This is a genomic window from Lujinxingia vulgaris (assembly GCF_007997005.1).
Lineage (GTDB): Bacteria > Myxococcota_A > Bradymonadia > Bradymonadales > Bradymonadaceae > Lujinxingia.
On record NZ_VOSL01000055.1, the window covers coordinates 19,032 to 44,428 of the forward strand.

The 25,397-nt window shown below is 64.4% G+C and carries 20 protein-coding genes; 10 read left to right on the forward strand and 10 right to left on the reverse strand.

Annotation, left to right across the window (positions count from 1 at the left end; translation table 11 throughout):
* Window positions 1-159: 159 nt before the first annotated feature.
* The 4 genes from FRC96_RS13980 to FRC96_RS22190 all read left to right on the forward strand — a co-directional run bounded on the left by FRC96_RS13980 (window position 160) and on the right by FRC96_RS22190 (window position 4,765).
* On the forward strand, window positions 160-1,797 hold the full coding sequence (locus tag FRC96_RS13980; RefSeq protein ID WP_115607059.1) for an ABC-F family ATP-binding cassette domain-containing protein: 1,638 nt from the start codon (window positions 160-162) through the stop codon (window positions 1,795-1,797).
* Window positions 1,798-2,119: 322 nt separating this feature from the next.
* Complete coding sequence (locus FRC96_RS13985; RefSeq protein ID WP_146975238.1) at window positions 2,120-2,560, forward strand: hypothetical protein; 441 nt, start codon at window positions 2,120-2,122, stop codon at window positions 2,558-2,560.
* Window positions 2,561-2,631: 71 nt separating this feature from the next.
* Window positions 2,632-3,897, forward strand: coding sequence for a PAS domain-containing sensor histidine kinase (locus tag FRC96_RS13990; protein WP_146975239.1), 1,266 nt, complete (start codon window positions 2,632-2,634; stop codon window positions 3,895-3,897).
* A 433-nt stretch (window positions 3,898-4,330) separates the two neighbouring features.
* Window positions 4,331-4,765, forward strand: coding sequence for a YidH family protein (locus FRC96_RS22190; RefSeq protein ID WP_230470256.1), 435 nt, complete (start codon window positions 4,331-4,333; stop codon window positions 4,763-4,765).
* A gap of 340 nt (window positions 4,766-5,105) precedes the next feature.
* Here the strand turns inward: FRC96_RS22190 and FRC96_RS14000 are convergent, their stop codons facing one another.
* Complete coding sequence (locus FRC96_RS14000; protein ID WP_146975243.1) at window positions 5,106-6,911, reverse strand: SLC13 family permease; 1,806 nt, start codon at window positions 6,909-6,911, stop codon at window positions 5,106-5,108.
* Window positions 6,912-7,536: 625 nt separating this feature from the next.
* On the reverse strand, window positions 7,537-8,511 hold the full coding sequence (locus tag FRC96_RS14010; protein WP_146975246.1) for a hypothetical protein: 975 nt from the start codon (window positions 8,509-8,511) through the stop codon (window positions 7,537-7,539).
* 287 nt (window positions 8,512-8,798) lie between these two features.
* Between FRC96_RS14010 and FRC96_RS14015 the strand changes: the two genes are divergently transcribed.
* Window positions 8,799-9,461 (forward strand): IMPACT family protein, encoded by a 663-nt coding sequence (locus FRC96_RS14015; protein ID WP_146975248.1) that lies wholly within the window; start codon window positions 8,799-8,801, stop codon window positions 9,459-9,461.
* Window positions 9,462-9,726: 265 nt separating this feature from the next.
* On the opposite strand, the gene FRC96_RS14020 is transcribed toward FRC96_RS14015, so the two are convergent.
* The 6 genes from FRC96_RS14020 to FRC96_RS14045 all read right to left on the reverse strand — a co-directional run bounded on the left by FRC96_RS14020 (window position 9,727) and on the right by FRC96_RS14045 (window position 16,216).
* Window positions 9,727-10,395, reverse strand: coding sequence for a spermidine synthase (locus FRC96_RS14020; protein WP_146975249.1), 669 nt, complete (start codon window positions 10,393-10,395; stop codon window positions 9,727-9,729).
* A 113-nt stretch (window positions 10,396-10,508) separates the two neighbouring features.
* A complete protein-coding gene (locus FRC96_RS14025; RefSeq protein ID WP_146975251.1) occupies window positions 10,509-11,348 on the reverse strand; it encodes a hypothetical protein in 840 nt (279 codons plus the stop codon).
* Between the two features lie 31 nt (window positions 11,349-11,379).
* Window positions 11,380-12,309, reverse strand: coding sequence for a hypothetical protein (locus FRC96_RS14030; protein ID WP_146975253.1), 930 nt, complete (start codon window positions 12,307-12,309; stop codon window positions 11,380-11,382).
* A gap of 71 nt (window positions 12,310-12,380) precedes the next feature.
* On the reverse strand, window positions 12,381-13,235 hold the full coding sequence (locus FRC96_RS14035) for a type 1 glutamine amidotransferase domain-containing protein (protein ID WP_230470257.1): 855 nt from the start codon (window positions 13,233-13,235) through the stop codon (window positions 12,381-12,383).
* A 349-nt stretch (window positions 13,236-13,584) separates the two neighbouring features.
* Window positions 13,585-15,114 (reverse strand): SulP family inorganic anion transporter, encoded by a 1,530-nt coding sequence (locus tag FRC96_RS14040; RefSeq protein ID WP_146975254.1) that lies wholly within the window; start codon window positions 15,112-15,114, stop codon window positions 13,585-13,587.
* A gap of 310 nt (window positions 15,115-15,424) precedes the next feature.
* Complete coding sequence (locus tag FRC96_RS14045) at window positions 15,425-16,216, reverse strand: SDR family oxidoreductase (RefSeq protein WP_146975256.1); 792 nt, start codon at window positions 16,214-16,216, stop codon at window positions 15,425-15,427.
* 145 nt (window positions 16,217-16,361) lie between these two features.
* Here FRC96_RS14045 and FRC96_RS14050 point away from each other — a divergent pair, with 145 nt between their 5' ends.
* The 3 genes from FRC96_RS14050 to FRC96_RS14060 all read left to right on the forward strand — a co-directional run bounded on the left by FRC96_RS14050 (window position 16,362) and on the right by FRC96_RS14060 (window position 19,584).
* Window positions 16,362-16,970: a lipocalin family protein gene (locus FRC96_RS14050; RefSeq protein WP_146975258.1), complete on the forward strand. Its 609-nt coding sequence runs from the start codon at window positions 16,362-16,364 to the stop codon at window positions 16,968-16,970.
* Window positions 16,971-17,096: 126 nt separating this feature from the next.
* Window positions 17,097-17,429, forward strand: coding sequence for a hypothetical protein (locus FRC96_RS14055; protein ID WP_146975260.1), 333 nt, complete (start codon window positions 17,097-17,099; stop codon window positions 17,427-17,429).
* 379 nt (window positions 17,430-17,808) lie between these two features.
* A complete protein-coding gene (locus FRC96_RS14060; protein WP_230470259.1) occupies window positions 17,809-19,584 on the forward strand; it encodes a sensor histidine kinase in 1,776 nt (591 codons plus the stop codon).
* Window positions 19,585-19,613: 29 nt separating this feature from the next.
* Here the strand turns inward: FRC96_RS14060 and FRC96_RS14065 are convergent, their stop codons facing one another.
* Window positions 19,614-20,084, reverse strand: a complete 471-nt coding sequence (locus FRC96_RS14065; RefSeq protein WP_146975263.1) for a hypothetical protein — start codon at window positions 20,082-20,084, stop codon at window positions 19,614-19,616.
* A gap of 116 nt (window positions 20,085-20,200) precedes the next feature.
* Here FRC96_RS14065 and FRC96_RS14070 point away from each other — a divergent pair, with 116 nt between their 5' ends.
* Window positions 20,201-20,956 carry a DUF6992 family protein gene (locus FRC96_RS14070; RefSeq protein WP_146975265.1) on the forward strand — a complete coding sequence of 252 codons (756 nt, stop codon included), beginning with the start codon at window positions 20,201-20,203 and terminating at the stop codon, window positions 20,954-20,956.
* A gap of 43 nt (window positions 20,957-20,999) precedes the next feature.
* A complete protein-coding gene (locus FRC96_RS14075) occupies window positions 21,000-22,640 on the forward strand; it encodes a cryptochrome/photolyase family protein (RefSeq protein WP_146975267.1) in 1,641 nt (546 codons plus the stop codon).
* Window positions 22,641-22,708: 68 nt separating this feature from the next.
* Here FRC96_RS14075 and FRC96_RS14080 read toward each other — a convergent pair whose 3' ends face one another.
* Window positions 22,709-25,342, reverse strand: a complete 2,634-nt coding sequence (locus FRC96_RS14080) for a response regulator (RefSeq protein ID WP_146975269.1) — start codon at window positions 25,340-25,342, stop codon at window positions 22,709-22,711.
* Window positions 25,343-25,397 lie beyond the last annotated feature (55 nt).

The window sequence follows — 25,397 nt, forward strand, 5'->3', positions numbered from 1 at the left end:
TTGGGAAGGCGGGGAATCTGTGTGCGGGGGGCCTGTTTGACCGGGGGCGATGCCCGTGCTAGTCGGGGCCGAGCGAGGTGCCCGAAATTGGCAGGGGCATTGAGGACGATGGTGGCCGCCGGGTGGTGGCGTGAACAGTTAGCGAGCAGGAACACAGCGATGATCACAACCTCTGGCGTGATGGTGAACTTCAGCGGGCAGCCGCTCTTTGAAGATGTGAACGTGAAGTTTCTTCCGGGGAACTGCTACGGGCTCATCGGGGCGAACGGCGCGGGGAAGTCGACGTTTTTGAAGGTCCTCTACGGAGAGCTGGAGCCCTCGGCCGGGGTGGTGAGCATTCCCTCGAACCTGCGCATGGCCAGGCTGGAGCAGGATCAGTTCCGCTACGACGATGACGTGGTGATGGACGTGGTGCTGCGCGGGCATCCGCGCCTCTTTGAGGTGCATAAGGAGCGCGAGGCGCTCTACGCCAGCGCGGACTTCAGTGAGGAGGACGGCGCGCGGGCGGCCGAGCTGGAGATGGTCTACGCCGATCTCAACGGCTATGAGGCCGAGGCCGAGGCGGCCATTTTGCTGGCCGGCCTGGGCGTGGGCGATGAAGAGCATCACCGTCGGATGGGGGATCTGGAGGCGGGGCAGAAGGTGCGCGTGTTGCTGGCGCAGGCGCTCTTTGGCAAGCCGGATATTTTGCTGCTCGATGAGCCGACGAACAACCTGGATGTGCACACGATCGCCTGGCTGGAGGATTACCTGCAGCGGCTCGAGTCGCTGGTGATCGTGGTCAGCCATGACCGCCACTTCTTGAACAATGTGTGCACGCATATTGCGGACATCGATTTTCGGCGCATTCGCATCTACGCGGGCAACTACGACTTCTGGTTGCAGGCCGCCGAGCTGGCGTTGCAGCAGCGCCGCGATGCGCAGAAGAAGGCCAGCGATAAGGCCAAGGATCTGAAAGCCTTCATCGAGCGCTTCAGCTCCAACGCCTCGAAGGCGCGTCAGGCGACCTCCCGTAAAAAGCTGCTCGACCAGCTCACGCTCGACGATCTGCCGGTCTCCACGCGCAAGTATCCGCATATTCACTTCGGGTATGAGCGCGAGTGCGGCAAGAAGGTGCTCTTGCTCGAAGATATCAAAAAGTCGATCGATGGCGAGGAGCTGCTCAACGGGTTCAGCCTGAATGTGCAGTCGGGCGATCGCATCGCGTTTGTGGGGCCGGACGGGCGTCCGCGGACCACGCTCTTTCAGATTCTTGCCGGCGAGCTTGAGCCGGACAGCGGCAACGTGGAGTGGGGGAGCACGATCACCAGCGCGTATTTTCCCAAGGAGAACGACGCGTATTTTAAGGATGTGGATCTCAACCTGATCGACTGGTTGCGCCAGTTTACGGTGGATATGCACCTGGAAGATGTGCGCGGCTTTCTGGGGCGGATGCTCTTCAGCGGGGAGGACACCAAGAAGAGCGTCAAGGTACTCAGCGGTGGGGAGAAGGTGCGTTGCATGCTCTCGAAGATGATGCAGGTGGGTGCGAACCTGTTGATTCTGGATGAGCCGACGAACCACCTGGATCTGGAGAGCATTACGGCGCTGAACAAGGGGATGCAGGCGTTTAGCGAGAATAACGTGATCCTCTTTGCCAGCCACGACCGTGAGCTTGTGCGGACGGTGGCCAACCGCATCATCGAGATCGGTCCGAACGGGCATCTGGATTTCTACATGCCCTTTGATGAGTACGTGACCAGCGAGCGGGTGGCCGAGGCGCGGCGCGAGCTGCACGGCGCGGATCTGGGCCTGTAAGTCAGGTCGGGCGTGGAGAGGGGGAGCGGGTTATTGCCGGAGGTCGCGCGGGGCGCGGCCTCCGGTTTTTTGTGGCTGCGCGCCCCCCGGGGCCGGAGCGGGCGACGACTTCTGGGGTGGGCGGAGGCTGGATCGGGGGACGGAGGACGTTGAGTCCGGGCGCGGTGATCGGCGGTGTGCGCCGGGCGGCTGCGAGTATCGACGGGGTCGATTTGCGGGGCCCTGTGGAGGTGTTCGGGAGGGTGATGTGTGCGTTGACCAATGTCATACATGTACCTACATTGCGCGGCGGAGGTCGGGTTTGAAGGAAAGCGGAGGCAGGATGCGCGTTCTATGCAAGATCGGGGCGATGCTTGGGATGGTCGCGGTGCTGGCGGGATGTGAAGGTGGCGAGCCGCAGGATGTGGCGGTGGGCTATCTGGAGGCGATGCGCGATGGCGAGATGCGCGAGGCCTGGGAGCGGGTGCGGGCGGAGGATCAGGCGGCGATGCCGCCGGGTGTGCTCCAGGCGCAGGGGGAGCAGGCGGCCGCTCAGGTCGAGGCGATGGCGGGGCGAGTGCGCTTTGAGGTGCTGGGGGTGGAGACGATCTCGGAGGAGGAGGTCGTGGTGCGGGTGGATGTGGTGATGGACGGGCAGTCCGGCGCGCAGGTGGAGGAGGTCCGTCTGTGGAGGGAGGCGCAGGGGTGGCGTGTGGATACGGACTGGTCGGAGCGAGAGGCCGGGGTGTTGGATCGTCCGGAGGACGAGATCACGAAGCCGTGATGGGAGCGGGGGAGGTCGGGTAGCCATTGCATAGCGCCGACGCCAGGGCGCGGTGAGGATCGGGAGCAGGTATGGATGAATCAAAGCAGTACCACGCGGTGTTGGCCCACGAGCTTGAGCAGGCCGGTCTGAACGATTCGGGGGTGCCTGATGAGGAGGCCTGGCGCGCGTTTCTGGGGCGCGTCTCGCATCGTCTCCATGAGGCGTACGCCGGGACCGTGATCCTCGATGAGCGTTTTGACAAGATGATTCGCCATGCGGTCGATCCCTTCTTTTTGCACGACACGGAGGGGCGAGTGATCGAGGTTAATCACGCGGCGTGTGAGATGCTCGGTTATACGCGGGAGGAGCTGTTGGAGATGGGGGTCGGGGACTTTGAGATGGATCTGGCGCCGGGGGCGATCTGGGATCGGATGCGGGTCGACGAGGTGTTTACGGTGGAGGGGCGTCACCGGAGCAAGGGGGGGCGAGTCTATCCAGTGGAGACGCGGGTGGGGGCGTTTATGGCGGGGGGGCGCAAGGTGATTCTGGCCTTGTGTCGGGATGTGAGCGAGCGGGTGGAGCGGGCCCGTGAGCTCGAAGCGCTGAATCAGGCGCTGGAGCGTGCGCGCGATGAGGCGGTGATGGCGAGCTCGTCGAAGAGCGCGTTTCTGGCCGATATGAGCCATGAGTTGCGCACGCCGCTCAACGCGGTGATCGGTTATTCGGAGTTTGTGCTCGAGCAGATGCAGGATGAGGGACCGGTGCGCTACCGCGACGAGCTGGAGCGCATTCGCGTGGCCGGCCAGCATATGCTCTCGTTGATCAACGATGTGCTCGATCTCTCGAAGATCGAGGCCGGGAAGCTGGAGGCTCGGGCGGCATCCTTCGACCTCTCTGAGCTCCTGGGGGACGTGGAGAGTACGGCGGAGCCGCTGGCGATGGTCAACGGCAACCGGCTGGAGATTGCGTGTGCGCCCGGGGCGTTTGCGATGCACACCGACGCGACGAAGTTGAGGCAGATTCTTCTGAACCTGCTGGGGAATGCCTGCAAGTTTACCGAAGGAGGAGAGGTGGGGGTGCGGGCCACCTCGGACGAGGCGGGATGGGTGGAGTTGCAGGTGTGGGACACCGGGGTGGGGATGAGCAAAGAGGCGCTGGGGCGGGTGTTTGAAGCGTTTGAGCAGGCCGATGAGCAGACCGAGGAGCGCTACGGGGGGACGGGGCTGGGGCTGACGCTGACCGAGCGCTTCTGCCGCCTGTTAGGCGGACGGATTTCGGTGCGCTCGCAACCGGGAGAGGGGACGGAGTTTCGGGTGCGACTTCCGCAGGTGCTGCCGGAGCTCAGTGAGGTTTGAGGGAGGGCGCCTGCGGGGGGCGTTATTGTCAGCGTACATTGGGCTGGAGGGGATGGCGTCGCGTTATCAGGCGGTCATGACGTACGCGTGAGGCCATTGGCGGGCGCCGCAGCGGAGCGTGTTTAAATCCCATGATTTCGAGCGAATGCGTTTCGTGGGCAGCGCTTTAGTGCCGGACGCTCTTCTGAGCCTGTGGTTTTCTGGGCCGGCAGGTTTTCACTCACGTGCGCGTCGCACGCTGCGATGGTTTTCATCCGTCAGTCTGCGTCCCGGGCGGACAGTCGACGACGTTGTCGCGCGACCAGCAACCAGCGCCGAGTCTCGCCGCAGGTCATGTGCGATGGGTCAGGGGTTGAAGGGGCGGTCGCCATTTGGGAGCGCGATATCGCGCTTAGTTTCCTGGTACAGGTGGAGAGGTTGCCGGGAGCGGACCATGAAGAGTCAAGAGCAGATCGAGGCGATGGACGACCCGCCGGAGGATAGCGCGGAGAAGCGCACCGATTTTGCGTATGAGCGGACGGTGCAGGCGGCGAGTCGCACGCTTATGGCGGGGGTACGGACATCGATCGCGATGATCGCGTTTGGGTTTACGATCTTTAAGTTCTTCGACTACCTGGAGCAGGGGCCCTCGGACATGTTGGGGGAGCTGTCGGCGCAGGGGCCGGCGAATGCGGGGTTATTGCTTTTCGGGGTGGGGATGATCGTGCTGTTGCTCTCGGTGGTCGATCACGTACGGGATATGTATCGGCTCAGCGATCGGGAAGATGAGCGTTTTCCGTTTACCGCGTCGCTTGTGGGGGCGGTGCTCCTGCTTGTGTTGGCGGGGTTGGTGCTGGTGAATCTGCTGACAGGGGTGGGCCCGCTTTAGGGACTCGGGTAGGACCGGGGGTCAGGAGTTTGACCGGCGGTCAGGGGTAGGACCGGGGGTCAGAGGTTCGACCGGGGGTCAGAGGTAGGACCGTGGGTCAGGAGTTCGACCAGGGGTCAGGGGTTCGACCGGGGGTCAGGAGTTCGACCGGGGGTCAGAGGTAGGACCGTGGGTCAGGGGTTCGACCGTGGGTCAGGGGTTCGACCGTGGGTCCGACCGTGGGTCAGGGGTTCGACCGTGGGTCAGGGGTTCGACCGTGGGTCAGTGTGTTCGGCCCGCGCCAGTGCGTCTTTGCGGGGATTGCGCGGGCCTGAAACGTTTTTGAAACGTTGACCGGGGTTCAAGCGAAGACGTTGACCGAGATGATGAGGACGGCGGTGAAGAGAATCGTCATCGCCGTGCCGGCTTTGAGGAAGTCGCGCACGCCGTAGCCGCCGGGGCCCATCAGCAATGCGTTGACCTGGTGGGTGGGGAGAAGGAAGGCGTTGGAAGCCGCCAGCGCGACGATGAGACCGAACTGCGCGGGGTCTGCGCCGACCCCTACGGCCACGTTGGCTGCCAGCGGTACGAGGAGGACGGTGGCGCCGACGTTGGAGATGGTCAGTGTGAAGGCGGTGGTCAGCAGAGCGATGGTGAGTTGAACGCCCCAGATGGGGAAGGCGGAGGTCAGGCCGATGACGCGCTCGGCGATCCAGGCGGCGGTGCCGGTATCTTCGACGGCCTGGCCCAGCGGGATGAGTGCGGCCAGCAGAAAGACGGTCTTCCAGGAGACAGCGCGGTAGGCCTCGTCGGCGGTGAGCACGCCGGAGATCAGCGCGATGACCGCGCCGACCATCAGGGCAAGCGAGAGCTGCATGGACGAGAAGATGACCAGCGAGAGGGCTACGCCGAAGGCGAGGAGTGCCCAGGGCGTCTTGTGGGTACGAGGGGGCTCGGCGGGATAGTCGGTGAGGACCACGAAGGCTGCTTCACGGGCGAGCGTTTGCAGTCGCTCCCAGGGGGAGAAGAGGACGAGGACATCGCCGGCCTCCAGGACGATCTGGCGCAGATCTTCGGTCAGCAGGGTGCCTCGGCGGTGGACCCCGAGCAGGGTGACGCCGAAGGCTGCGCGAAGTTTGAGGTCGATGACGCGTTTTCCGACGATGTCGCTTCCCGGGCGCACCAGGACTTCGGCCAGACCGGCGTGCTGATCGTCGTGCAGGGCGGCGAAGGCGGCGTTGGAGGAGAGTTCAAGGCGTTCGGTTTGCGCGAAGTGCGCGACGTGATCGGTGGGGCCAACGACAGCGAGGACATCGCCGGCGGCGATGCAATGCTCGGCGGTTGGTGCGCGGGTAAGGGCGTTGTCGCGTTCGATCGCGAGCAGAACGATGCCTTGTCGCCGGGCCTCAATGGCCTGGACGCTGCGGCCGGCAAGAGGGCTGTGTTCGGGCACGGAGAAGGCGTGAATGGTCTGGTCGATGCCGTAGGTCGCAGCGAGGTCGGGGGCTTGCGCGCTGCTGGAGGGTTGAAGCGAGGGAAGCAGCCACTTGCCTGCCACGGCGAACATCGCGATGCCTGCCACGGTCAGGGCGATGCCGATGGGGGTGGGGGTGAAGAGGCCGAGAGGTTCGATGTCGACGCCGAGGTTCTGAGCGCTGGCGGCGAGCAGATCGTTGAGGAGGATCAACGGGCCGGAGGCTACCAGGGTGATGGTGCCGCCGAGGATGGCCGCAAAGCCCATGGGCATCAGGATTCGGGAGATGGAGATGCCCGTGCGTTCTGCCAGGCGCTCGCTCACCGGCAGAAAGAGAGCGGCCGCGCCGATGTTTTGCATAAACGCGCTGATGGTCGCGACGCTCCCGGAGATAAGCGAGATGATACGGCCTTCGGTGCGCCCGCCGACGCGCAGCAAAAAGGCGGCGACGCGTCGCATGATACCGACGCGGTCGAGCGCAGCACCCAGGATCATCACGGCGATAATGGAGATGACGGCGTTAGAGGCGAAGCCATCGAAGAGTTGAGTGGCGTCGACAAGGCCGGTGAGACCGACGGCGACCATGATGATGATGGCTGCGACATCAATACGTACGATCTCGGAGACGAAGAGGTAGATGGCACTGGCGAGGATCACCAGGACTGTGATCATGTCTGGCGTGAGAGCTTCCATAGGTATGACTCCTGGCAGATACACGGCTATTGGGATGCGCGATGCGTCGAGGGTGACGCTGCGTTCGGGGGCAGCTCTTGCATTGATTGTGCCAGGTGCTGGTTATGGTGGGTTGAGTGTAATGATTTCAGGGGTTTGAGGGGTCTTGGAGGGGTTGGGGAGCGGATGTGGGGGTGTGGTTAACGGTGTTGAGGGGGAGGATGTTTCACGGGTGTTTCAGTGTCGAGGTTGCGCGTTTCGGAGGATGGGAGGTGGGTACAGTGCGGGGCGACCCGGGGTTGGGAGAAGGTAACCCGGGGTTGGGAGAGGGTAACCGGGGGTTGGGAGGGAATGACCGGGGGTTGGGAGAGGGCGACCCGAGGTTGGGACGGGGCGAGTGGGTTCAAATGGGCGCATTGTTGGGTGTAAATGCGACGCGAGAGCCGTCGGAGAGCCGGTGTTTTGCGAGCAACGTCGGGAGATGGATACACCAGGGCCTTCACGGCACCGGAAGGTGACATACTGGTGCCAGGGCGCGACGGTGGGGGGACCCGCGCGTGGGAAGGATGCGTGATGTGTCGCGATACGTGCGATGAGCCGGAGGCGTGCGACGGGATGACGGACGTCTCCTCCGCGCTTTATGCGCTCATGGCGAGCTTAGCAGACACCTGCGAGCGTAGCGTTTGATTCTGGCGAGTCGCCCGACCTGCGTGAGCGGGCTATCCGGGGGAGGCGGAGCGCATGGCACGGCGCTGTGACGTCGAAGTGCGATGGTTCCGCAAGGGAAGGTGCAGTCACGTTCGCCTGTTTTCCACCGGCTGCGTTGAAAGGCATAGGCCTCAAGAAAGTCGCGTCGGGCCGCTTCGGCGCGCTGCATGAGCTCGGCATCTCTGGTGGCGAATCGGGGAATGAAGCGTCTCGCTGCCGTCGGCGTGTCGGGCGAGGCAAAGGGGTCGAGCTGTTGAAGTGCCTCGCTTGCGTACTCAACCTTCGCACTCTCGTTCTTACGTGCCGCAAGGATTTCGAGGCGCGCTTCTTCGATGCGTGCTTCGAAGTGGGCGATAGTCTTGTCGAGCGGCCAGTCTTCGTATCCAGGAGGAGGCTCCGGCGTCAGCTCAATCGACTTCGGAGCGTTGTTGCCGAAAAACCGGGAGGGACGGGTAATCTGGAGGGGCTTTCCCCAGTCTTTGGGCTGGATCATGAACCCCGGCCAGTCTTCAAGGCGATCGACAAGGCCTGCTCGCACCGGGTTAAGGAGGGTGTAGATGAGCTTGCGATCGCTGGCGTCCTGGTCGAGCAAAACGCAGTCGCAGTAGGTTCCAGCCTCCCAGAAATGGCCTTTGCGCTCGAGAGCCTTGTTTCGGGCCCGCGCGATGCTCGCAAAGCTGTCTCGAGCCATACTGCTGCGCTCTCCTGTGCTGTCCGTGAGGACGAGGTGGACGTGGTTGGACATGACCGTGACCGCGTGAATCGTCTGGCCGTGGCGGGTAGCGGCGCGGGCGAAAGCGTATGCCGTTAACTCGGCGAGTTCCGCGTCAGGACGCAGAAAGTAACGTCGTTCCGAGGTGCGTCGTGTGATAAATACCAGCTGATCGGGGAGGTGTTGGCGAGGCGCGGTCATGGCAGTTCTCCAAGAGTGGTGATGGTAACAGCGCTGTGTGACTGTTATCGCGGCTCACCGGAGAAGTTTGCGCGACGCCCTTACTTTTTTGACGGAGCGGGACGTTTTTCGAAGCGCGAGTCACGAGTGGATCCATGTTTCACACGTGAAACATGGGCAAGTGACGCGCGTTGCCCGTCGACAACCGTCGGGAGTTGCGAGGGTGACCGGGGGTTGGATGACGGGCCGGGGGTTGGACAATTGACCGAGGGTTGGTGTGGGCGTGATCGAGACGAGCGAGGTGGACGATGCAACAAGACGGGGGCAAGGCTGATGCGCAACCGTTCTGGACCCTGGAGCATCCGGGGGAGGCGGAGTTGGTCGTTGAACGAAGCAGGTTTATCGGCTTTGCAAGTCGGGTCAGCACCGAAGAGGATGCACTGGCACGTGTCGATGAGATACGACGGCGGTTTCATGACGCGCGTCATGTTTGCTACGCGATGCGAATCGGACGAGGAATCGAGCAGGTTGAGCGCGGCGCGGATGATGGGGAGCCGAGTCGTAGCGCGGGATTTCCGATGCTTCAGATTCTGCAGGGGCGTGAGCTATGCGATACGCTGGTCGTTGTCGTACGCTACTTTGGCGGGATAAAGCTCGGGGTTGGGGGACTTGCCCGTGCGTATCGAGAAGCAGCGAGGATGGCGCTTGATGATGCCGTAGCGGTTGAGCTGTTTCCGGAGGATGTCGAAGACTTGGTGATTCCCTACTCGGTGCAAGCCCAGGTGGAGCATCTGCTCGATGGTCAGCAGGGGGTGCGCATCATCGCAACGGACTATGGCGCGGCGGTGCGTATGCGGCTGGCGATTCGCTGTGTGGATCGACGGGCTATTGAGAGTCGTCTCGCCGCCTTATTGCAGCGTGATGAGCGTGAGGTGTTTGAGGAGCGCGCACAGGTCGATGCGTCTGAGTGACGGAATCACGTCGCGAAGAGGCGGTGTGACAGCTTCGCGTTCGCGGCTTTTTTGACGTGCTCCTGACCCCCGGACGTCCTCCTGACCCCCAGACGTGCTCCTGACCTCCGGTCGTCTCCCCAACCCCCGGACGTCTCCTCAACCCCCGGTCGTCTCCTCAACCCCCGGTCGTCTCCCCAACCCCCGGACGTGCTCCTGACCCCCGGATACAAGTCTGTCGGCGGGCGCCCTGCTGTCGGGAGCGTGTGCTCGCACTCCCATGCGGTCAGGGACGGGTTGCGATCCAGACGAGATGTCGGCGGCCACGATCGCCGGCGGCGTACGACGTGTGGCGTTTGACCTGAAAGCGCGCTTTTTTAAGGCGCCGGGAGAACGCCTGGTCGTCGGAGACCGACCAGACTCCCAGGACTCCGCCCGAGCTCAGTGCGTGAAAGGCCCGCTCCAGCCCCGTCGCGCCGTAGAGCCCATCATTCTCGCGGGCGGTAAGGGCTTCAGGGCCGTTGTCGACGTCCAGAAGAATCGCATCGAAGCGTTCCTGCGTGCGGGCGATATGTGTCGTGACGTCGCCTTCCAGCAGCGTGACGCGCGGATCGTCGAGAGGGCTGCTGGCAAGGGGAGCCAGAACGCCTCGGTTCCACGCGATGATCTCAGGGACGAGCTCGCTGATGAAGACCCGGGCATCGGGACGAAGGGCATCCAGCGCGGCCCGCAACGTGAACCCCATACCCAGCCCACCAATGAGGACGCGAGCGTTGGGGCGATGCGCGATCGGGGCGACTCCACGAATGCCCAGCGCATCTTCCGAGCCGTGCGCACGCGAGGTCATCAGCTCGACGCCGTGGGCGCGCAGCACGTACTCCTGATCACGCTGTTGAAGAAGTAGCTCTCCGCCATCGGGAAGCGTCGTGCGTTCCAGGGTGAACCACGGTTTCATGCGAATCTCACAGGGGGCAGGCAGGGAAGCGCCAACAGGCGCAGGGGGCAAGGAGTAGCGCTGCGGGCCACGCGATCTCGCGCGTACTCTTAGCGTTTTGAGAGGGGGGCGCGCTAGCGCAAAAGCAGATAGATCGCCGCGACGGGGGCTGTCATCAGAAGAGAGTTCACGGTGGCGAGGACGACAAGCGGCGTGAGTGCGATCGTTCTGGTTTTGTTGCGCAAGCTCAGCAGCCGCGAGTGCGCAGCGCTGAGGGATTCGAGTGCGGTCCCGGCCTGCATCGCCTGTGCGCCCTCAGCGGAAGGCCGAGAGGAAGAAGGCTCCGGCGTCGGTGCAGGAAGCATGCGCGCGATAAGACGTGCGATGGTCTTGTCGAGCGCCCAGGTCACCGGCCGGGCGAAGACGCCCGCGGCTTGCCGTGCCGCCCGACGCACCACCGGGTAGAACAAACCCTGGTAGAGCGTGTGGGAAAGCGTCTGCAGACTGTCGGCTGAGAGTTTGCCTCGGCGAAGGGAGTCGACCTCGGCAAGGGCGGACTCGATCCCTTCGAACACCATCACGACGAGCTGCCAGATGCTGTCCATAGCGAGGTCAACCACGCGCACCGCGCCCCAGGTGGCCCCGAGGCCCAGACCGATGAGGGCTCCGTAGAGGATGAGCAGGGTCTGGGGAATCACGCTCAGCGGCGCAAAGATCCATGCGGAGAGCGCCACGCTGAGGATGATGGCAACCCCGCACCATCGCGCCATCAGGAAGAGCGCGGAGGGAAGACTGAAGACGCGCTGGGCTTGTTGTCGAAGAGCGTTGCCAGACTTCCATTCGTGCCACCATTCGGATGGAAGGGGGGCACCAGACTCGTTATGCGCCGGAAGGTTCGGGGATGTTGAGGGCGCTGACGCGCGTGCTGCAGGTGCAGGTCGGGCGTCGGACTGGCGTGGGGTGCCGAGCATCATCGGGGTCTCGGGTCAGAGGGGCAGGCCAGGACTAATCAAGCTGGCCGGCAAGCGTCGTCCAGGCGAGTGGGTCGTCGGTGACCATGGTCTGAAGGGCATTGGTGGAGAGCTGCCCGACGGAGACAGGCTGACGCCCGGCGGCAGGCCAGACCGTGCGCGCAAGAAGGGCCTCAAGATCGGGCTGACACTCGCATGTCATCCACGCATCGACCAGGTCATCTCGGACCGCCGCAGAGCCCTCGGCCGGGGGCAGAGTAGCGACCCGCTCCATGAGGAGATCGACCGCGGGGCAGGTTTGAGGGTTGGCAAGGTGGCCGGAAGCCGCGGCGCGCTCGAGCGCCTCGTCAGTGGGAGGGGCGGCCCGCTCGACAGGCGCCGGGGCGGGGACCACAAAGAGCACCGACTCGCCGAGTTCATCGCGAAGTGCCCTGAGAACGCCGTTCATGCGCTCGGCCGAGGTGGGGCCGTCGATGCGAAAGGCGATTGTCGCCGGCTCGCCATCAGGTTGTTGCGCTTGCGCCTCTCGAAGCGCGTCGGCCGCCGCGCCGAGGTCGTCTTCAAAGTCGCGACGCAGAAGACTCAGTGAGCCGTCACTGACGCCGATAAGAATCCGCGGCGCCTGACGGGTAGGGCTGAGTGCGTTGATGCCGCGCAGCGTCTGATCGGAGGACGCCGGGCGCGTGGCGTCGATCCAGGCCTGCGCGCGCTCGGCGCTGGCCAGATCGCAGCTCCAGTCATTGGAGGGGAAGGGAAGCGGTGAGGAGGCGTCGGCGACGACATCGTCCTCGGGGGCCTGATACGGTGACGTCAGTTCCTGAGACGTCTCGATGACCTGCTCCGCCGCGGGCTCCGCGCGGTCACAGCCCACACCGAACAAGGTCAGCAAGATCGCACAGGTTGCGGGAGAGCGTCGGCGTTGAAGCAGGCCGGGCGATGAGAGCAGGAACGACGAGCAGGTCACAGTAGGCTCCACAACGAGAGGTCAGGTTACTCCGACGTTCGACGTCCGACACTCGCCCTAAATTCAGCGCGTTATGGCGAGTCATCAGCGGCGATCTCTTCGGAGTTGAGAGCCTCCACAATCGCCTGCCCGACGCCCGTGGCCGAGGCCGGGTTTTGGCCGGTGAGCAGCCGGCCGTCCACGACCACGTTTTCCTGAAAGTTGTCCGCGCCGTCAAAGGTGGCGCCACGCTCCCGAAGTTCACGCTCCAGCAAAAAGGGAACCACCTCTTCGAGCTCCACAGCGCGCTCCTCGGCGTCAGTAAAGCCCGTGACCTCGCGGCCAGCGACAAGCCATTGACCGTTGGAGAGTTTGACGTTGAGCAGGGCCGCCGGACCGTGGCAGACCGCAGCGACCGCACCTCCGGCCTCCCAGATGCGAGCGGTGAGCTCTTGCATGGCGGCGTTGTCTGCGAAGTCCCACATGGTGCCGTGGCCGCCGGCAAAGAAGATCGCCTGGTAGTGTTCCGGATCGACCTGATCGATGGCCAGCGTGGTCTGGAGCCGGCTGCGCCACGCCTCGTTTTCCCAGAACGCCGCGTTGATCGGGTCATCCATGTCCAGGCTTTTGGGGTCGGCGGTGACCGGCCCGCCCTGCGGGCTGGCAACATCGATGGAGTAGCCGGCCTCGCTAAGCACGGACCAGGGGTGCGTAACTTCGCTTAAGTAGTAGCCGGTCGATGTGCCGGTATCGCCCAGCACGGTGTGGTTGGTGAGCACGAAGAGAATCTTACCTTCGTTTTGCTCCGACGCCTCTTCGGAGGGCGTCGCCGAAGTGTCGGTAGCCTGTGTCTCGGTCGAGGAGCCGGTAGCGCAGGCGGTAAACATAAACACAAGCGCAGAGACAAGGAATGTGGCCAGCGGGGAGAGGAGAGGGGGCAGTCGCATAAGAAGATCGCGTCAGGGGTCGATGTGAGCCAGAGACATGCGCACCTGGCTGAGGTGAACAAAAAGGTATCCTGCGCACCGGTTCAGCGTTGGCCAGAAAGCTTTTCCGAATTTCAGGAAGGCGCAATGGCGAGGCGATCGCGATGGACATGTCGCCTCACGGCGATGGTGGTCACGTTGAGTCGACCGGAGGTTAGCTATTCGCGGGCGAATGCGTCGACCGGGGGGCAGCAATCTGCCGGCCAGGCAGGCGACCGGGGGTCAGCTATTCGCGGTCGAATGCGCCGACCGGGGGTCAGCAATCTGCCGGGCCGGGAGCCGACCGGGGGTCAGCTTCCCGGGGGGGGCTTCAGTGCCCCGATGGCGCGGCAAGCCCGACGCGATCGATCAGCCGCTGGCTCTCGGCGTTCAGACCGGTGAGCACAACCTCTTTGCCCAGGGCGCTGTACCGGGTGATGACCCGCGAGATGGCGGCGACCGCCGAGTGGTCCCAGACATGGGAGGCGGAGAAGTCGATCTCCACGCGCCCGGGGTCGGCCTGCACGTCGAAGGTCTCGCTGAAGTCGGTGCAGGTCGCAAAAAACATCTGGCCCTGAACCCGGTAGCGCTTGCTGCCGCACTCCATAAGTTCGTCGGCGATGGCCAGCCGCGCGATACGCCAGCCGAAGATCAGCGCGCTGAGGATGACGCCCACCGCTACGCCTTTGGCAAGGTCGTGGGTGTAGACGACGGTGGCGACGGTGGAGAGCATCACCACCGAGTCGGCCGCCGGGATTTTGCGAAGATCGAGCAGCGAGTTCCAGTCAAAGGTTCCCACGCTGACCATGATCATCACGCCGACGAGCGCGGCCATCGGGATGCGCATAACGAGATCGCCGAGCACCAGAATCAAGAACATCAAGAAGATGCCGGCGACAAGCGCGGAGAGCCGCCCCCGCCCCCCACTCTTCACGTTGATCACGGACTGCCCGATCATCGCGCAGCCGGCCATCCCGCCAAAACATCCGGCGATGGCGTTGGCGATGCCCTGACCGCGCAGCTCTTTGTTTTTGTCGCTGCGCGTGTCGGTCATGTCATCGACGATCGAGGCGGTGAGCAGCGACTCCAGCATCCCCACCATCGCCAGGGTCAGCGAGTAGGGCAGGATGATCAGCAGCGTCTCTATCGAGAGCGCAACCTTCGGCAGCGCAAAGAGGGGAAGCGCCCGGGTGACCCGGCCCATATCGCCCACGGTCTTAAGTTCCCAGCCCGCGAAGAGCACGACGGCGGTGATGATCACAATCGCCATCAGCGCCGAGGGGAGCGCGCGGGTCAGCCGGGGCAACCCGTAGATGATCGCCAGCGTCGCTGCGACCAGCGCGTACATCAGCCAGCCGGCACCCTCAAAATGTGGGAGCTGCGCCATAAAGATCAGGATCGCCAGGGCGTTGACAAAGCCCAGCATCACCGAATGTGGGATAAAGGTGATGAAACGACCCAGCTTGAAGACCCCGGCGATAAACTGAATGACACCGGTGAGGATGGTCGCAGCCAGCAGATACTCCAGCCCGTGGTCGGCAACCAGCGTGATCATCAGCAGCGCCATCGCCCCGGTCGCCGCCGAGATCATGCCGGGACGCCCCCCGGCGATGGCGGTCGTGACCGCGATGCAGAACGAGGCGTAGAGCCCCACCATCGGGTCGACGCCGGCGATGATCGAAAACGCGATGGCCTCCGGAATCAGCGCCAGAGCCACGGTGATGCCGGCCAGAATGTCGCCGCGAAGGTTGAAGAACCAGGTGTCACGAAAAGATTGAAGAGCGGGGTGCAAAACGTCTGCCTTGGAACATGAAAACGAACGAGGGGAAGGTCGCGCGCCTCCCGACACAGAACTCGCCATGCCGCAGCTTGAGGCCGCAGCGGCGCGTGCTCCCCGCCGTGATGGGGCGGGGCGATAACCTCGCGATGGCTTTTGGAGGGGCACAGCGAAAGGAGGGAGGACGGAGGCGTCCTGTGAGGCACGCGCCGGCGTTCCGGCATCGCCGTAGACCCGCGCACGTGACGCGGCCAGTTAACGCAGACGCCGCGGTTACGCAAGTCCGGGCTGGCGTGCGGGGGGGGCTGCGCGAGGGCAGGAGGCGGAGGTGACAGCCCTCCGGGCGCCGTCGTTGAAAGGCTCCTGCAGCCATCCGCGTCGGATGGCTGTCGGATTACCAGTCGATGGAGGAGCCGTCCCAGGCGAAGAAGCGCCCGGAGTCTTCGGGGCGCAGCCCGTCGATGACGTCGAGAAGTTGTGTCGCGGCGCGCTCGGTCGAGAAGAGCTTTGAGGCGGGGACGTGGGCCTGAAAGGGCTTTGAGAGCCCGGTGTCGACTGTCCCCGGGTGCAGCGCCACGCAGATGAGCTCGCCCATGCGCCGATGTTGGCCGAGCTCAATGGCCATCGTGCGCGTGAGCATGTTCTGAGCGGCCTTGGAGGCGCGGTAGCTGTACCAGCCGCCCAGGTTGTTGTCGCCGATGCTGCCGACGCGCGCCGAGAGGTTGGCGATGACGGTGCGCTCTGTGTGGCGCAGGAGCGGGGTGAGATGTTTTACGACCAGGGCCGGGCCCAGGGCGTTGACCTGCATCAGGGCGTTGAAGGCGGCCGGGTCGAGGTCGCCCAGGCGCTTCTCCGGGGTGATCTGGCGCGACGCATCATGAAGCAGCCCGGCCACGTTGCAGACCAGGTGCAGACGCTCAACCTGCGTCCCGAGCTCGCGTGCGGCCGCCTCAATGGTGTGCTCGCGCGTCACGTCCAGGTCGACGCAGACCAGCCTCCCGGGGTGCTCCTCCTGAAGCTCCGCCAGCGCGGCGGTCGTCGTCGCGTTGCGTGAGCAGGCGACGATCCGGGAGAAGTGCGGCGCGCCGAGCAGGGCGCGGGTCATGGCCAGGCCCAGGCCGCGGCTGGCCCCCTGAATCAGGGCAAAGCTCGGATCGGGGAAGGAGGTCCATCGCGCGTCAGACATGGTATGGCGTCCGGGTTTGAGAGGTTGAAGCCAATGGGAGCGTTGACTGCCCAAAGCTCGGAACGACCTTAGGCCCGGGCAAGGCGATCGGCCTTTGTGGGGGGCTTTAACGGTGTGTATCGAGCGACTTGGTGAGGAGTTCAGGATGGGAGTATCATTCAAGATGGTGGCGTCGCTCTCGGTCGTGGCGCTGGGGGCGCTGGCGTGGGCCGGCTGCGCCAGCACCGGTGGCAGCGGGTCGAGCGTGAAGGTCGTCGACGAGCTGGAGATCGAGCGCTACCTGGGCACCTGGTACGAGCTGGCCTCGGTGCCTCTGCGTGCGCAGCGCGATTGTGTGGGTACGACGGCGACCTACTCGCTGCGCGATGACGGGGATATCCGCGTCTACAACCGCTGCCTCAAGGGAGGTTTTGATGGCAAGGTCAGTGACATCACGGGCCGAGCGTGGGTGGATGATGGGCGCGATCCGGCGAAGCTGAATGTGCGCTTCTTCTGGCCCTTTAAGAGCCCCTACTGGGTGGTCGCGCTCGATGCGGATTACCGGTGGGCGGCGGTCTCCGGGCCCGATCAGGAGAACCTGTGGATCTTAAGCCGAACGCCCTGCATGAACGCGCAGACCTTCGCGCAGATCTATGAAGATCTGGACCGGCGCGGCTTTCCGGTGGACGCGTTGCGCGTCACGCCCCAGCAGGATGAGAATGGGAAGCGCTGTGAGGTGAGTTTGCCACCGGAGGTGGCTGAGGTTTCCGAGTAAACTTGATACGTTTGCGGCCGCGCCTCTTAGACCGCTGCGTTGAAGTCACCGCTGCCTCAATGGCGCCAGCGAGCCGTGTGAAAAGGTTCGTGATGGGAGTGTTCGCAGAGATGCAGGGAGTGTGCGATGCGTCGTGATGTTGCAACAACGCTGTTAGCCAGGAAGAACGCGTGGAAGGCCGCTCTACTCGCCGGAGCCATCGCCTGGGGGACGCTCAGCTGTGCGCAGGGCTCCCATAACGATCTCAACCCCGACCCCGGTGAGAATCTGGCGGAGCAGCATGCCGCCGATCAGGATCGGGAGCGTGAGATGCGACGCTCGCAGTGTGCCGCCGGAAAGACGCGTTGCAACGAGTCGTGTGTGGATCTGCAGTCGGACGCGTTTCACTGCGGCGGCTGTGGGGAGGTCTGCGCGCCTCCGGGGATCTGTTATCACGGTCAGTGTTCGCAGGGAGAATGATCGTCGGGGGGCCGCGCTGGTCGGCCCTTGATGCGCACTCCGGCCAGCCCGAGCGTTGACTCCCGGTCGTGGTCAGCTCGGCCTCCCCGGTGAGTGGAGAACGGGGTTTTGCGTTGTAAGGTGTTGATTTTTAAGGGGTTTTGTTTCTTTTTTTTCGGGGCGTCGCGACGATGGGGAGCGGCAGGAGATGCCCGATTGCGCCGAGGCGTCTCTTCGAGGTGGGACACGCACCTTGCCCGAAAGTCCCCTCCCCGGATTGCAGGCGCGTTGCGGGTTGTCGTGTTGCGATCAAATTGTCACAATTGACGCATTCGCCAGAACAATAGCTTTGCCGTGGAGGGGGAGCCATGGTGTCTGCACGATCTGTGACGAGGACGAGATGGCCGCGCGATATATTTTGAGCCAACCGGTGGCATTGGCGGTCGACGTGGCCATCGACGAAGGGCTCGATGTGGACGCCCTGGCGCGAGGTCTCGAGCTCGATCACCGAGCGATCCAACGCACCGCCTATATGCGAGTGCCCTGGGAGAGTTTTGTGATCTTTTTAGAGCGCATGGAGGAGGCGCTCGGTGGCGAGCTCGTCCCTGCGATGACACGGCGATTTGTGGAGAAAAATCCTTTTAGCAATTTTGCGCGTGTCGGTGGTCTCTTCTGCAGCCCGCAGCTCTTATACAGGATGGCGAACTATGTCTTCGGACCGATGATGTTTCCCGTGGCGCGATTCGATGTCGAGGAGCTGGGGAGCATCGGGTTTCGGGTGATGTTGACGCTGCCGCCGGACGTTCGCGACTGCCCCGTGTTTTTTCGTATTTGTGGTGAGTTCTTGCGCCACTCTCCGGCGTTGATCGGGATGAAACCGGCGCGGGCCCATCACATCTTCGGTGTGAGGCAGGCGACCTTTCAGATCGACTACCCTCCCTCGCTCTCGCTGCTGGCGCGTCTGCGCCGTTTTACGGATGCGGCCCTGGCCAGCCGCGCGTTTATGGAGGAGTTGCAGGCGCAGGGAGAGCGTCTGCGGGAGAGCTATGACGCGCTGCAAGAGTCTGAGGAGACCTTCAGGACGATGGTGGAGCGCAGCCCGGATGGGGTGATGGTGCTTCACGAGGACGCGATCATCTTTGCCAATGACGCGCTCGCCAGGATGCTCGCGTTGCGTGGTGGGCCGGAGCTTGTGGGAGAGCGCATCGAGACGTTGGGCGCGCCGGGCTACGATGTGTCGGGCCTGCTGCGTGAGGCGCAGGAGCATGGCGAAGCGGTCGCGTTGCGCTTGCGCGTGCCCGAAGATGATACCGCGGCAGCGGTGCCGGTGGAGGCCAGAGCGCTTCGCGCGCGCTTTCTGGGCCGCGACGCGCTGATCGCCACGATGCGTGATGTACGGGAACGCGAGGCGTCGATGGCACGGGCGATCGACACCGATCGTCTGGTCACGATGGGAACCCTGGCCGCCGGTGTGGCCCATGAGGTCAACACCCCGCTGGGCTACGCGCAGGCGAACCTCGAGTTCATCGACGAGCTTCTGGAGGACACCCCCGACCTGCGTGAGCTGGATGCGGAGGCGCAAGCCGACGTGCTCGCCTCGCTGCGAGATGCTCGAAAAGGGTTGGAGCGGGCGATCGAGATCGCGAGCGATCTCAAGGAGATCGGGCGCGAGGGCGACGTGCGCGGCGAGGTGCTTGACCCTCGCCAGTCTGTGGAGGGCGCGCTGCGCTGGGCGCGCGCTGAAGTGCTGCAGGTGGCCCGGCTGCACATGGCCCTGGAGGCGTGTGGCGAGGTGATCGCCAGCCGGCGGCGTTTGAGCCAGGTGGTTCTCAACCTGCTGATCAATGCGGCGCACGCGATGAGCTCGGACAGGAGGCACCAGAACCTCGTGGAGATCACGACCTTCGCCTCCGACGAACACGCCTGCATTGAGGTGTGCGACAACGGGCCAGGTATGACGCCGGAGACCCTGGAGCGCGTGTTTGAGCCCTTTTACACGACCAAGGAGCCCGGGCGAGGCACCGGACTGGGTCTCTTTGTGAGCCGTGAGATTGTGGAGGAGTTCGGCGGAACGCTGCACCTTGAGAGCGAGCCGGGGCGAGGGACGCGGGCGACGATCCGGTTGCCGCAACGCCAGGCGGTGACCAGTAAGACTGCGACGACATCGGCATCCTGAGCGGTCGAGCGGCATGGCGCCGCGTCGCATCATGTCGCAATAAGGTCGGGGAACGTCTTCAGCCACCCCACGGCGTGGACACCCCAGAGGCCGATCAAGATGGCCTCGGCCGCGTCGTGCCGGAGGGTGGTGGGGGCGGGGGCGCCCGACCAGGCGATGACCTCGCGAGCGACGTGGTCGGCGGCGGCTTTTGCGTCGGCGCCGCTGCGTTGCTGGCGATCGAGGAGCAGCGCCTGGCGCCAGCGCTCCGGGGCCACCTGAAGCATCTCGGCGCCCTGGCGCGTGGCGGCTTTCTGCCAGATCTCGGCCAACCCCCGGTCGCCTTCGAGCACCACGTATGCCAGCGGGGCCTCATCGCGAAGCACCGCCCAGGCGGCGTCGCGCAGCCGTCGTTTGGAGCCGAAGTTCGTCGATCGGTAGCGCAGCAGGCGGCCCTCGGCGTTGTAGGTGGCGAAGCCGCAGCGCAACCCCAGGTCGATCGCGAGAAGATGGGGGGACATGGTCTTGAACTCCTGAAAATGCGTTTACCCTTCCCCGGAGTCGTTCGTGACAACGGTGATCTCCGGTGGCCCACCATGAGGCCACGCCGGGAGGCGTCAAGCATGAAGGAGAGCGGGTGCGAGAGGCAACGATGTGGAGAGCGGGAGGGATCGTCAGAGGCGTGATGTGGGCGGGGGCGCTCACCGCCGCAACCTTCTGTGCGGTCGCCGCGCTGAGCCGTCCGGCGCTGGCGGCTGAGCCCGCAGATGCCCGGGCCGAGGCCGATCCATCGCCCGAGTCGCGCGCGTTGCCCACGTCAGCCGCGGCGCAGACCTCGCCGGGCATCACCCGTTGGCCCTCACCCGCGGAGCTTCGCCGGGTCAACCAGGCGCGCCTCGATCGTCAGGCTCGCGGCATGGGTGTGCTGCTCGGCTGGTCGGCGCTCAACATCGGCGTCGGAACCGCGGGCTACCTGATGACCGACGGTCCTCAGCGCTATTTTCACCAGATGAACGCCGCCTGGAATGTGGTCAACGCTCTGATCGCCGGGTTCGGGCTGCGTGGCGCGCTGCGGGACGACGCGGCGAGCTTCGATGGGCTGGAGACGCTCGAGGAGGGGCGCTCATTTGAGCGCATCCTGGCCATCAACATCGGTCTCAATGTGGCCTACATGGCCTCGGGGGCGTTTATGTGGGAGCGGGGCCTGCGCCGCGATGATGATCGCCTCCAGGGCTACGGGCCCTCGCTGCTCGTGCAGGGGGCGTTTTTGCTCGTCTTTGACAGCACGCTCTTCACGCTGCAGCGACGCGCCTCGGCGCGTTATCTCGAAGGGGTTCAGGTGGGTATGGGGCCTGATGGAGGGCTGCAACTGGGCTATGGCGCGAACTTCTAAGGTCGCTGCGTGACGAAGGTATGGAAGTTCTGAGAGGTGCGGAATGAGTGTGTTTTTTGAACATCTGCGCGAAGCCCAGGCGTCGCTCCGCGAGGGGAAGCGGCGCTGGATCTACGTGGCCTACGATCAGCTCAACGCGGCGCTGGAGCCGCTGGCGTCGACCCCGGCTGAGGAGCTGGGGGTGGTGCTCGTTGAATCCCAGGCCAAAGGTCGCCGGCGGCCCTATCATAAACAGAAGCTGCTCTGGGTGCTTGCCAGTCAGCGTCATTTTGCCCTGGAGCAAGCGCGGCGTGGGGTGCAGATCCATTACGCGATAACCTCGGAGGATTACGCCACGTGCCTGCGTCAGATCTGCGAAGAGCTGGGTTCGCTGGAGGGGATCGAGCCCGCGGAGCGCGAACTTCGCAGCGAACTTCAACCCCTGGTGGAGGAGGGGCTGCTTCGCTGGCATGACCACAGCGGCTGGCTCTCCCGCGCCGAAGACTTCCTCAAGAGCCAGAAGCATAAGGAGGGGCCCTGGCGCATGGACGCGTTCTACCGCTTCATGCGCAAGAAGACCGGCATTCTGATGGAGCAGGGAAAGCCCCGGGGCGGCAGCTACAGCTTCGATGATCAGAACCGTGAGCCCTGGTCGGGGGAGCCTCCCGCGCCGGAGATGCCTGTCTTTGAGCCGGACGCCATCACCAGGGAGGTGGCGGAGATGATCGCCTCGGTCTTCGCCGATCACCCCGGAGCGTTGCACCCCGAACATGTTGCGGCGAGCGCGGAGGATGTTGACGCGCTCTGGCGTTGGGCAAAAGACGCCTGCATGACTTATTTTGGCCCCTACGAAGACGCGATGAGCCACCGGTCGCGCGGGCTCTTTCACACGCGCATCTCCGCGGCGATGAACCTTCACCGGCTGATGCCGGCGCGTGTGATCGAGGAGGTGTGCGCGCTGGAGATCCCGCTCAACAGCAAGGAGGGGTTTGTGCGGCAGGTGCTGGGCTGGCGCGAGTTTATGCGCCATGTGCATCGTCAGACCGACGGGTTTCGTGATCTCCCCGGGGAGCGGGCCGAGCGGCGTTCGGACCAGGCCGCGCCGAACTTCTTAGGGGGCGCCCACGATCTTCCGGCGGCGTACTGGGGCGAGCCCTCCGGGCTGGTGTGTCTGGACACGGTGGTCGCCTCCGTCCTCGACGAGGGCTACAGCCATCACATCACTCGCCTGATGGTGCTGGCCAACCTGGCGACGCTGCTGGATGTCGAGCCCGGACAGATCAACGACTGGTTCTGGGAGCTCTACATCGACGCGTACGACTGGGTGGTGGAGCCCAACGTGTTGGGCATGGGCGTGTTTGCGCTGGGGGATCTGTTCACGACCAAGCCTTACGTCAGCGGATCGAACTACATCGCGAAGATGAGTGATTATTGCGGGACGTGCGCGTTTGATCCGGGCTCGGACTGTCCGATCCGCGCGCTCTACTGGGCGTTTCTCGCCAGGCATGAAGCGAAGTTGCAGGAGCAGGGGAGGATGAACCTTGTGATGGGTTCGTTGCGTCGGCGCTCGGAAGAGCAGCGCGCCGCCGACGGCCGGGTCTTCGAGCTCTTGTGGGAGCAGCTCCGGCGGGGAGAGCCCGCTGCCCCGGCGATGTTTCGGAAGAAGGATGGCCAGGAGAGCCTCCCGGGGCTCTCGTCATCCTGAGCGCGAGCGGGCTGCCGGTGTGGCAGCCCGCTCGCGGGTTTTCCAACGTCGGGGCCTTGCACGTGGTCTCAGGCCGACTCGGAGTTGGAGGAGAGTGAGGAGCCGTTGGAGGGGCTGCGCGCGCCGCGGTTGACCGCGTCGCGCACCAGCCCGAGGAGATCATCTCGGCTGTAATGACCCTTGTTGAGCACATGGTGCACTCGCTGGGTGAGCCGGGAGCGATCGCGCTGGTTGAGATCCATCGCGGTGACCACGACCACCGGGATGTCTTTCCAGCGCGGGTTCTCCTGGAGGCGGTCGAGGACCTCGAAGCCGTCCATCTCGGGCATCATCAAGTCGAGGAGGATGAGGCTGGGCATGGCGCCTTCATCCAGAAGTTCCATCGCGACGCGGCCGTTGGGTGCGCTCTCTACCTTCCAGCCGGCCTGAATCACGGTGCGTTCGAGCACGTCGCGGGTGGCGTCGTCGTCTTCGACGATCATCAGGCTCTGGCTGCTCTTGCGGCCCTGGCCAAAGATGTCGAGCACGCGGGTCAGACGGCTGCGGTCCACCGGTTTGAGCAGGTACTCGGAGGCGCCGAGCGCGTAGCCCATGCTCTTGTTGCTGACGATGGTGAGCATGACGACGGGGATCTCGGCGATCTCCGGGTCGGCTTTGAGGCGAGTGAGTACGGTCCAGCCGTCCATCTCGGGCATCATCACGTCGAGGGTGATGACGTGCGGCTGCAGCTCGCGGGCCATATCCAGGCCCTCGGAGCCGCTGAGCGCGGAGCTGACGCGGTAGCCTTCGCGGTTGAGGAAACGTCGCATCAGTGCGTGCACGGTGGGGTCGTCGTCGATCACCAGCACCGAGGGGGCGTGCTCGGGAAGGTCCACGCTGAGATCTTCGATCTCTTCGTCGAGGATCAACGGATCGTTCTCGGCCAGCTCCACCTTGCTGGGCAGGCGCACCCGGAAGGTGGAGCCCTCGTCGACCTGGCTTGTCACGGAGATGGCGCCGCCCATCATCTCGGTGAAGTGGCGGGTGATGGTCAGGCCCAGGCCGGTGCCGCCGAAGCGGCGCGTGGTCGACTCGTCGGCCTGGGTGAAGGCGTCGAAGAGCGCCTCGAGTTTCTCCGGGGAGATGCCAATGCCGCGGTCCTGGACCTCAAAGACGCACCACTCACGGTTGTCGGCCGACTCACTGTAGACGTTGAGGCGCACCACGCTGTTATGCGTAAACTTGGCAGCGTTGGAGAGCAGGTTGAAGAGGATCTGCCGCAGCTTGGTGAGATCGACGACGATCGCGGTGGGCGCGAGCTCGGCGTCGACGCTGAAGCGGTTGCCGTTTTTCTCGATGAGGGGCTTGATGGTGGCTTCGACGCTCTTGAGCAGATCGGGCAGGTTGATGGTCTCCAGGTACATGTCCATCTTGCCGGCCTCGATCTTGGCCAGGTCGAGGATGCCGTTGATCAGGCTGAGCAGGTGGTTGGCGGCGCTGCCGATCTTCTGAAGATCGTCGAGGTACTCCTTCTGGCCGTCCATGGCCATCTCTTCGCTGATGAGCTCGCTGTAGCCGATGATGGCGTTGAGCGGGGTGCGCAGCTCATGGCTGGTGTTGGCCAGAAAGGCGCTCTTGGCCTCGCTGGCCTGCAACGCGGCGTCGCGGGCTTCGCGCAGCTCCACTTCGGCCAGGCGACGCTCGGTGATGTCGCGCAGGATCACCACGCGGCGCTCCTCAAGGTCGCTCTCAATTCGGCTGACGGAGAGCTCCACCGGGAAGCGTTCCCCGCTCGATCGCACCGCGTCGGATTCATGAAGGTCGCCCTCCCAGGCGGCGATGCCGCCCGGGGTGTTCTGCTCGGCGAAGAGGCTTTTTGTGGGCTCTTCGGCGGTGTCTTCGGTGCCCTCTTTTAAGGGGCTGGCCGCGTGCGGTCGCCCGGTGATCGCCGGCACGATCGCGCTGAATGGCGAGCTGACGATGGCATCCTGCGGGTAGCCGAAGATGCGGGCAGCTGCCGGGTTGAGCTCCTCGATCTGGCCGTTGGCGCGGATGGTGAGGATGCCGTCGGCGGCGGTCTCTACGATCGCGCGGGTGTGCGCTTCGCGGCGCTGCATCTGGCTGACCGCCCAGTTTTTAAGCGCCTCGTAAGCCAGGGTGAGGCTGAGCACCAGCACGTAAAGTCCGGCCAGCACCGTCATCTCAAAGATGATGGACTCGCGCTCTCCGAGCGAGGGAGAGCGCTCGCTGCCGGAGAGCACCTGGATGTAATACGTCGCCGACGCCGTCAGGCTGAGCACCAGCCAGACCACCCCGGAGCGGATGTTCGCCACCAGAATCGCGAGCATCGGGACCACCGCCAGCCATAGCAGCGGTGGGGAGCCGAACCCGGCGACCATCGTCACAAAGATCATGACCCAGTAGACGTTAAAGGCCAGCCAGTTGCCGATCACGTTGAAGCTGACGTTCTTACGCAGCATCAAGATCGAGGCGCAGACCATCGCCGCGCAGATCATCACACCCAGCGCGCTCACCCAGGTGCTGCTGAGCGCGTACATGATCACCGAATAGATCGGCGCCCAGATGGCCAGTGAGAGGGAGAAGACGATGACGATCTTCGCACGGAACGCTTGCTCTACGGGGGCATCGGCGAAGGAGGGGGCGACGCGGGCGAGCAGCCCGTCGAGGAGGCCGCTGCGGGTGGTGCCGGAGGTGGTGCTCATGAGGGAGATCCTGAATGGGTACGACCATCGCGCTCCCGATAAGGGGCGCAGGTTG

Bases quoted from the DNA above. Each gene is read 5' to 3' on its own strand.
- FRC96_RS13980 (WP_115607059.1), top strand. From the start codon at position 160: ATGATCACAACCTCTGGCGTGATGGTGAACTTCAGCGGGCAGCCGCTC.
- FRC96_RS13985 (WP_146975238.1), top strand. From the start codon at position 2,120: ATGCGCGTTCTATGCAAGATCGGGGCGATGCTTGGGATGGTCGCGGTG.
- FRC96_RS13990 (WP_146975239.1), top strand. From the start codon at position 2,632: ATGGATGAATCAAAGCAGTACCACGCGGTGTTGGCCCACGAGCTTGAG.
- FRC96_RS22190 (WP_230470256.1), top strand. From the start codon at position 4,331: ATGAAGAGTCAAGAGCAGATCGAGGCGATGGACGACCCGCCGGAGGAT.
- FRC96_RS14000 (WP_146975243.1), bottom strand. From the start codon at position 6,911: ATGGAAGCTCTCACGCCAGACATGATCACAGTCCTGGTGATCCTCGCC.
- FRC96_RS14010 (WP_146975246.1), bottom strand. From the start codon at position 8,511: ATGACCGCGCCTCGCCAACACCTCCCCGATCAGCTGGTATTTATCACA.
- FRC96_RS14015 (WP_146975248.1), top strand. From the start codon at position 8,799: ATGCAACAAGACGGGGGCAAGGCTGATGCGCAACCGTTCTGGACCCTG.
- FRC96_RS14020 (WP_146975249.1), bottom strand. From the start codon at position 10,395: ATGAAACCGTGGTTCACCCTGGAACGCACGACGCTTCCCGATGGCGGA.
- FRC96_RS14025 (WP_146975251.1), bottom strand. From the start codon at position 11,348: ATGATGCTCGGCACCCCACGCCAGTCCGACGCCCGACCTGCACCTGCA.
- FRC96_RS14035 (WP_230470257.1), bottom strand. From the start codon at position 13,235: ATGCGACTGCCCCCTCTCCTCTCCCCGCTGGCCACATTCCTTGTCTCT.
- FRC96_RS14040 (WP_146975254.1), bottom strand. From the start codon at position 15,114: ATGGCGAGTTCTGTGTCGGGAGGCGCGCGACCTTCCCCTCGTTCGTTT.
- FRC96_RS14045 (WP_146975256.1), bottom strand. From the start codon at position 16,216: ATGTCTGACGCGCGATGGACCTCCTTCCCCGATCCGAGCTTTGCCCTG.
- FRC96_RS14050 (WP_146975258.1), top strand. From the start codon at position 16,362: ATGGGAGTATCATTCAAGATGGTGGCGTCGCTCTCGGTCGTGGCGCTG.
- FRC96_RS14055 (WP_146975260.1), top strand. From the start codon at position 17,097: ATGCGTCGTGATGTTGCAACAACGCTGTTAGCCAGGAAGAACGCGTGG.
- FRC96_RS14060 (WP_230470259.1), top strand. From the start codon at position 17,809: ATGGCCGCGCGATATATTTTGAGCCAACCGGTGGCATTGGCGGTCGAC.
- FRC96_RS14065 (WP_146975263.1), bottom strand. From the start codon at position 20,084: ATGTCCCCCCATCTTCTCGCGATCGACCTGGGGTTGCGCTGCGGCTTC.
- FRC96_RS14075 (WP_146975267.1), top strand. From the start codon at position 21,000: ATGAGTGTGTTTTTTGAACATCTGCGCGAAGCCCAGGCGTCGCTCCGC.
- FRC96_RS14080 (WP_146975269.1), bottom strand. From the start codon at position 25,342: ATGAGCACCACCTCCGGCACCACCCGCAGCGGCCTCCTCGACGGGCTG.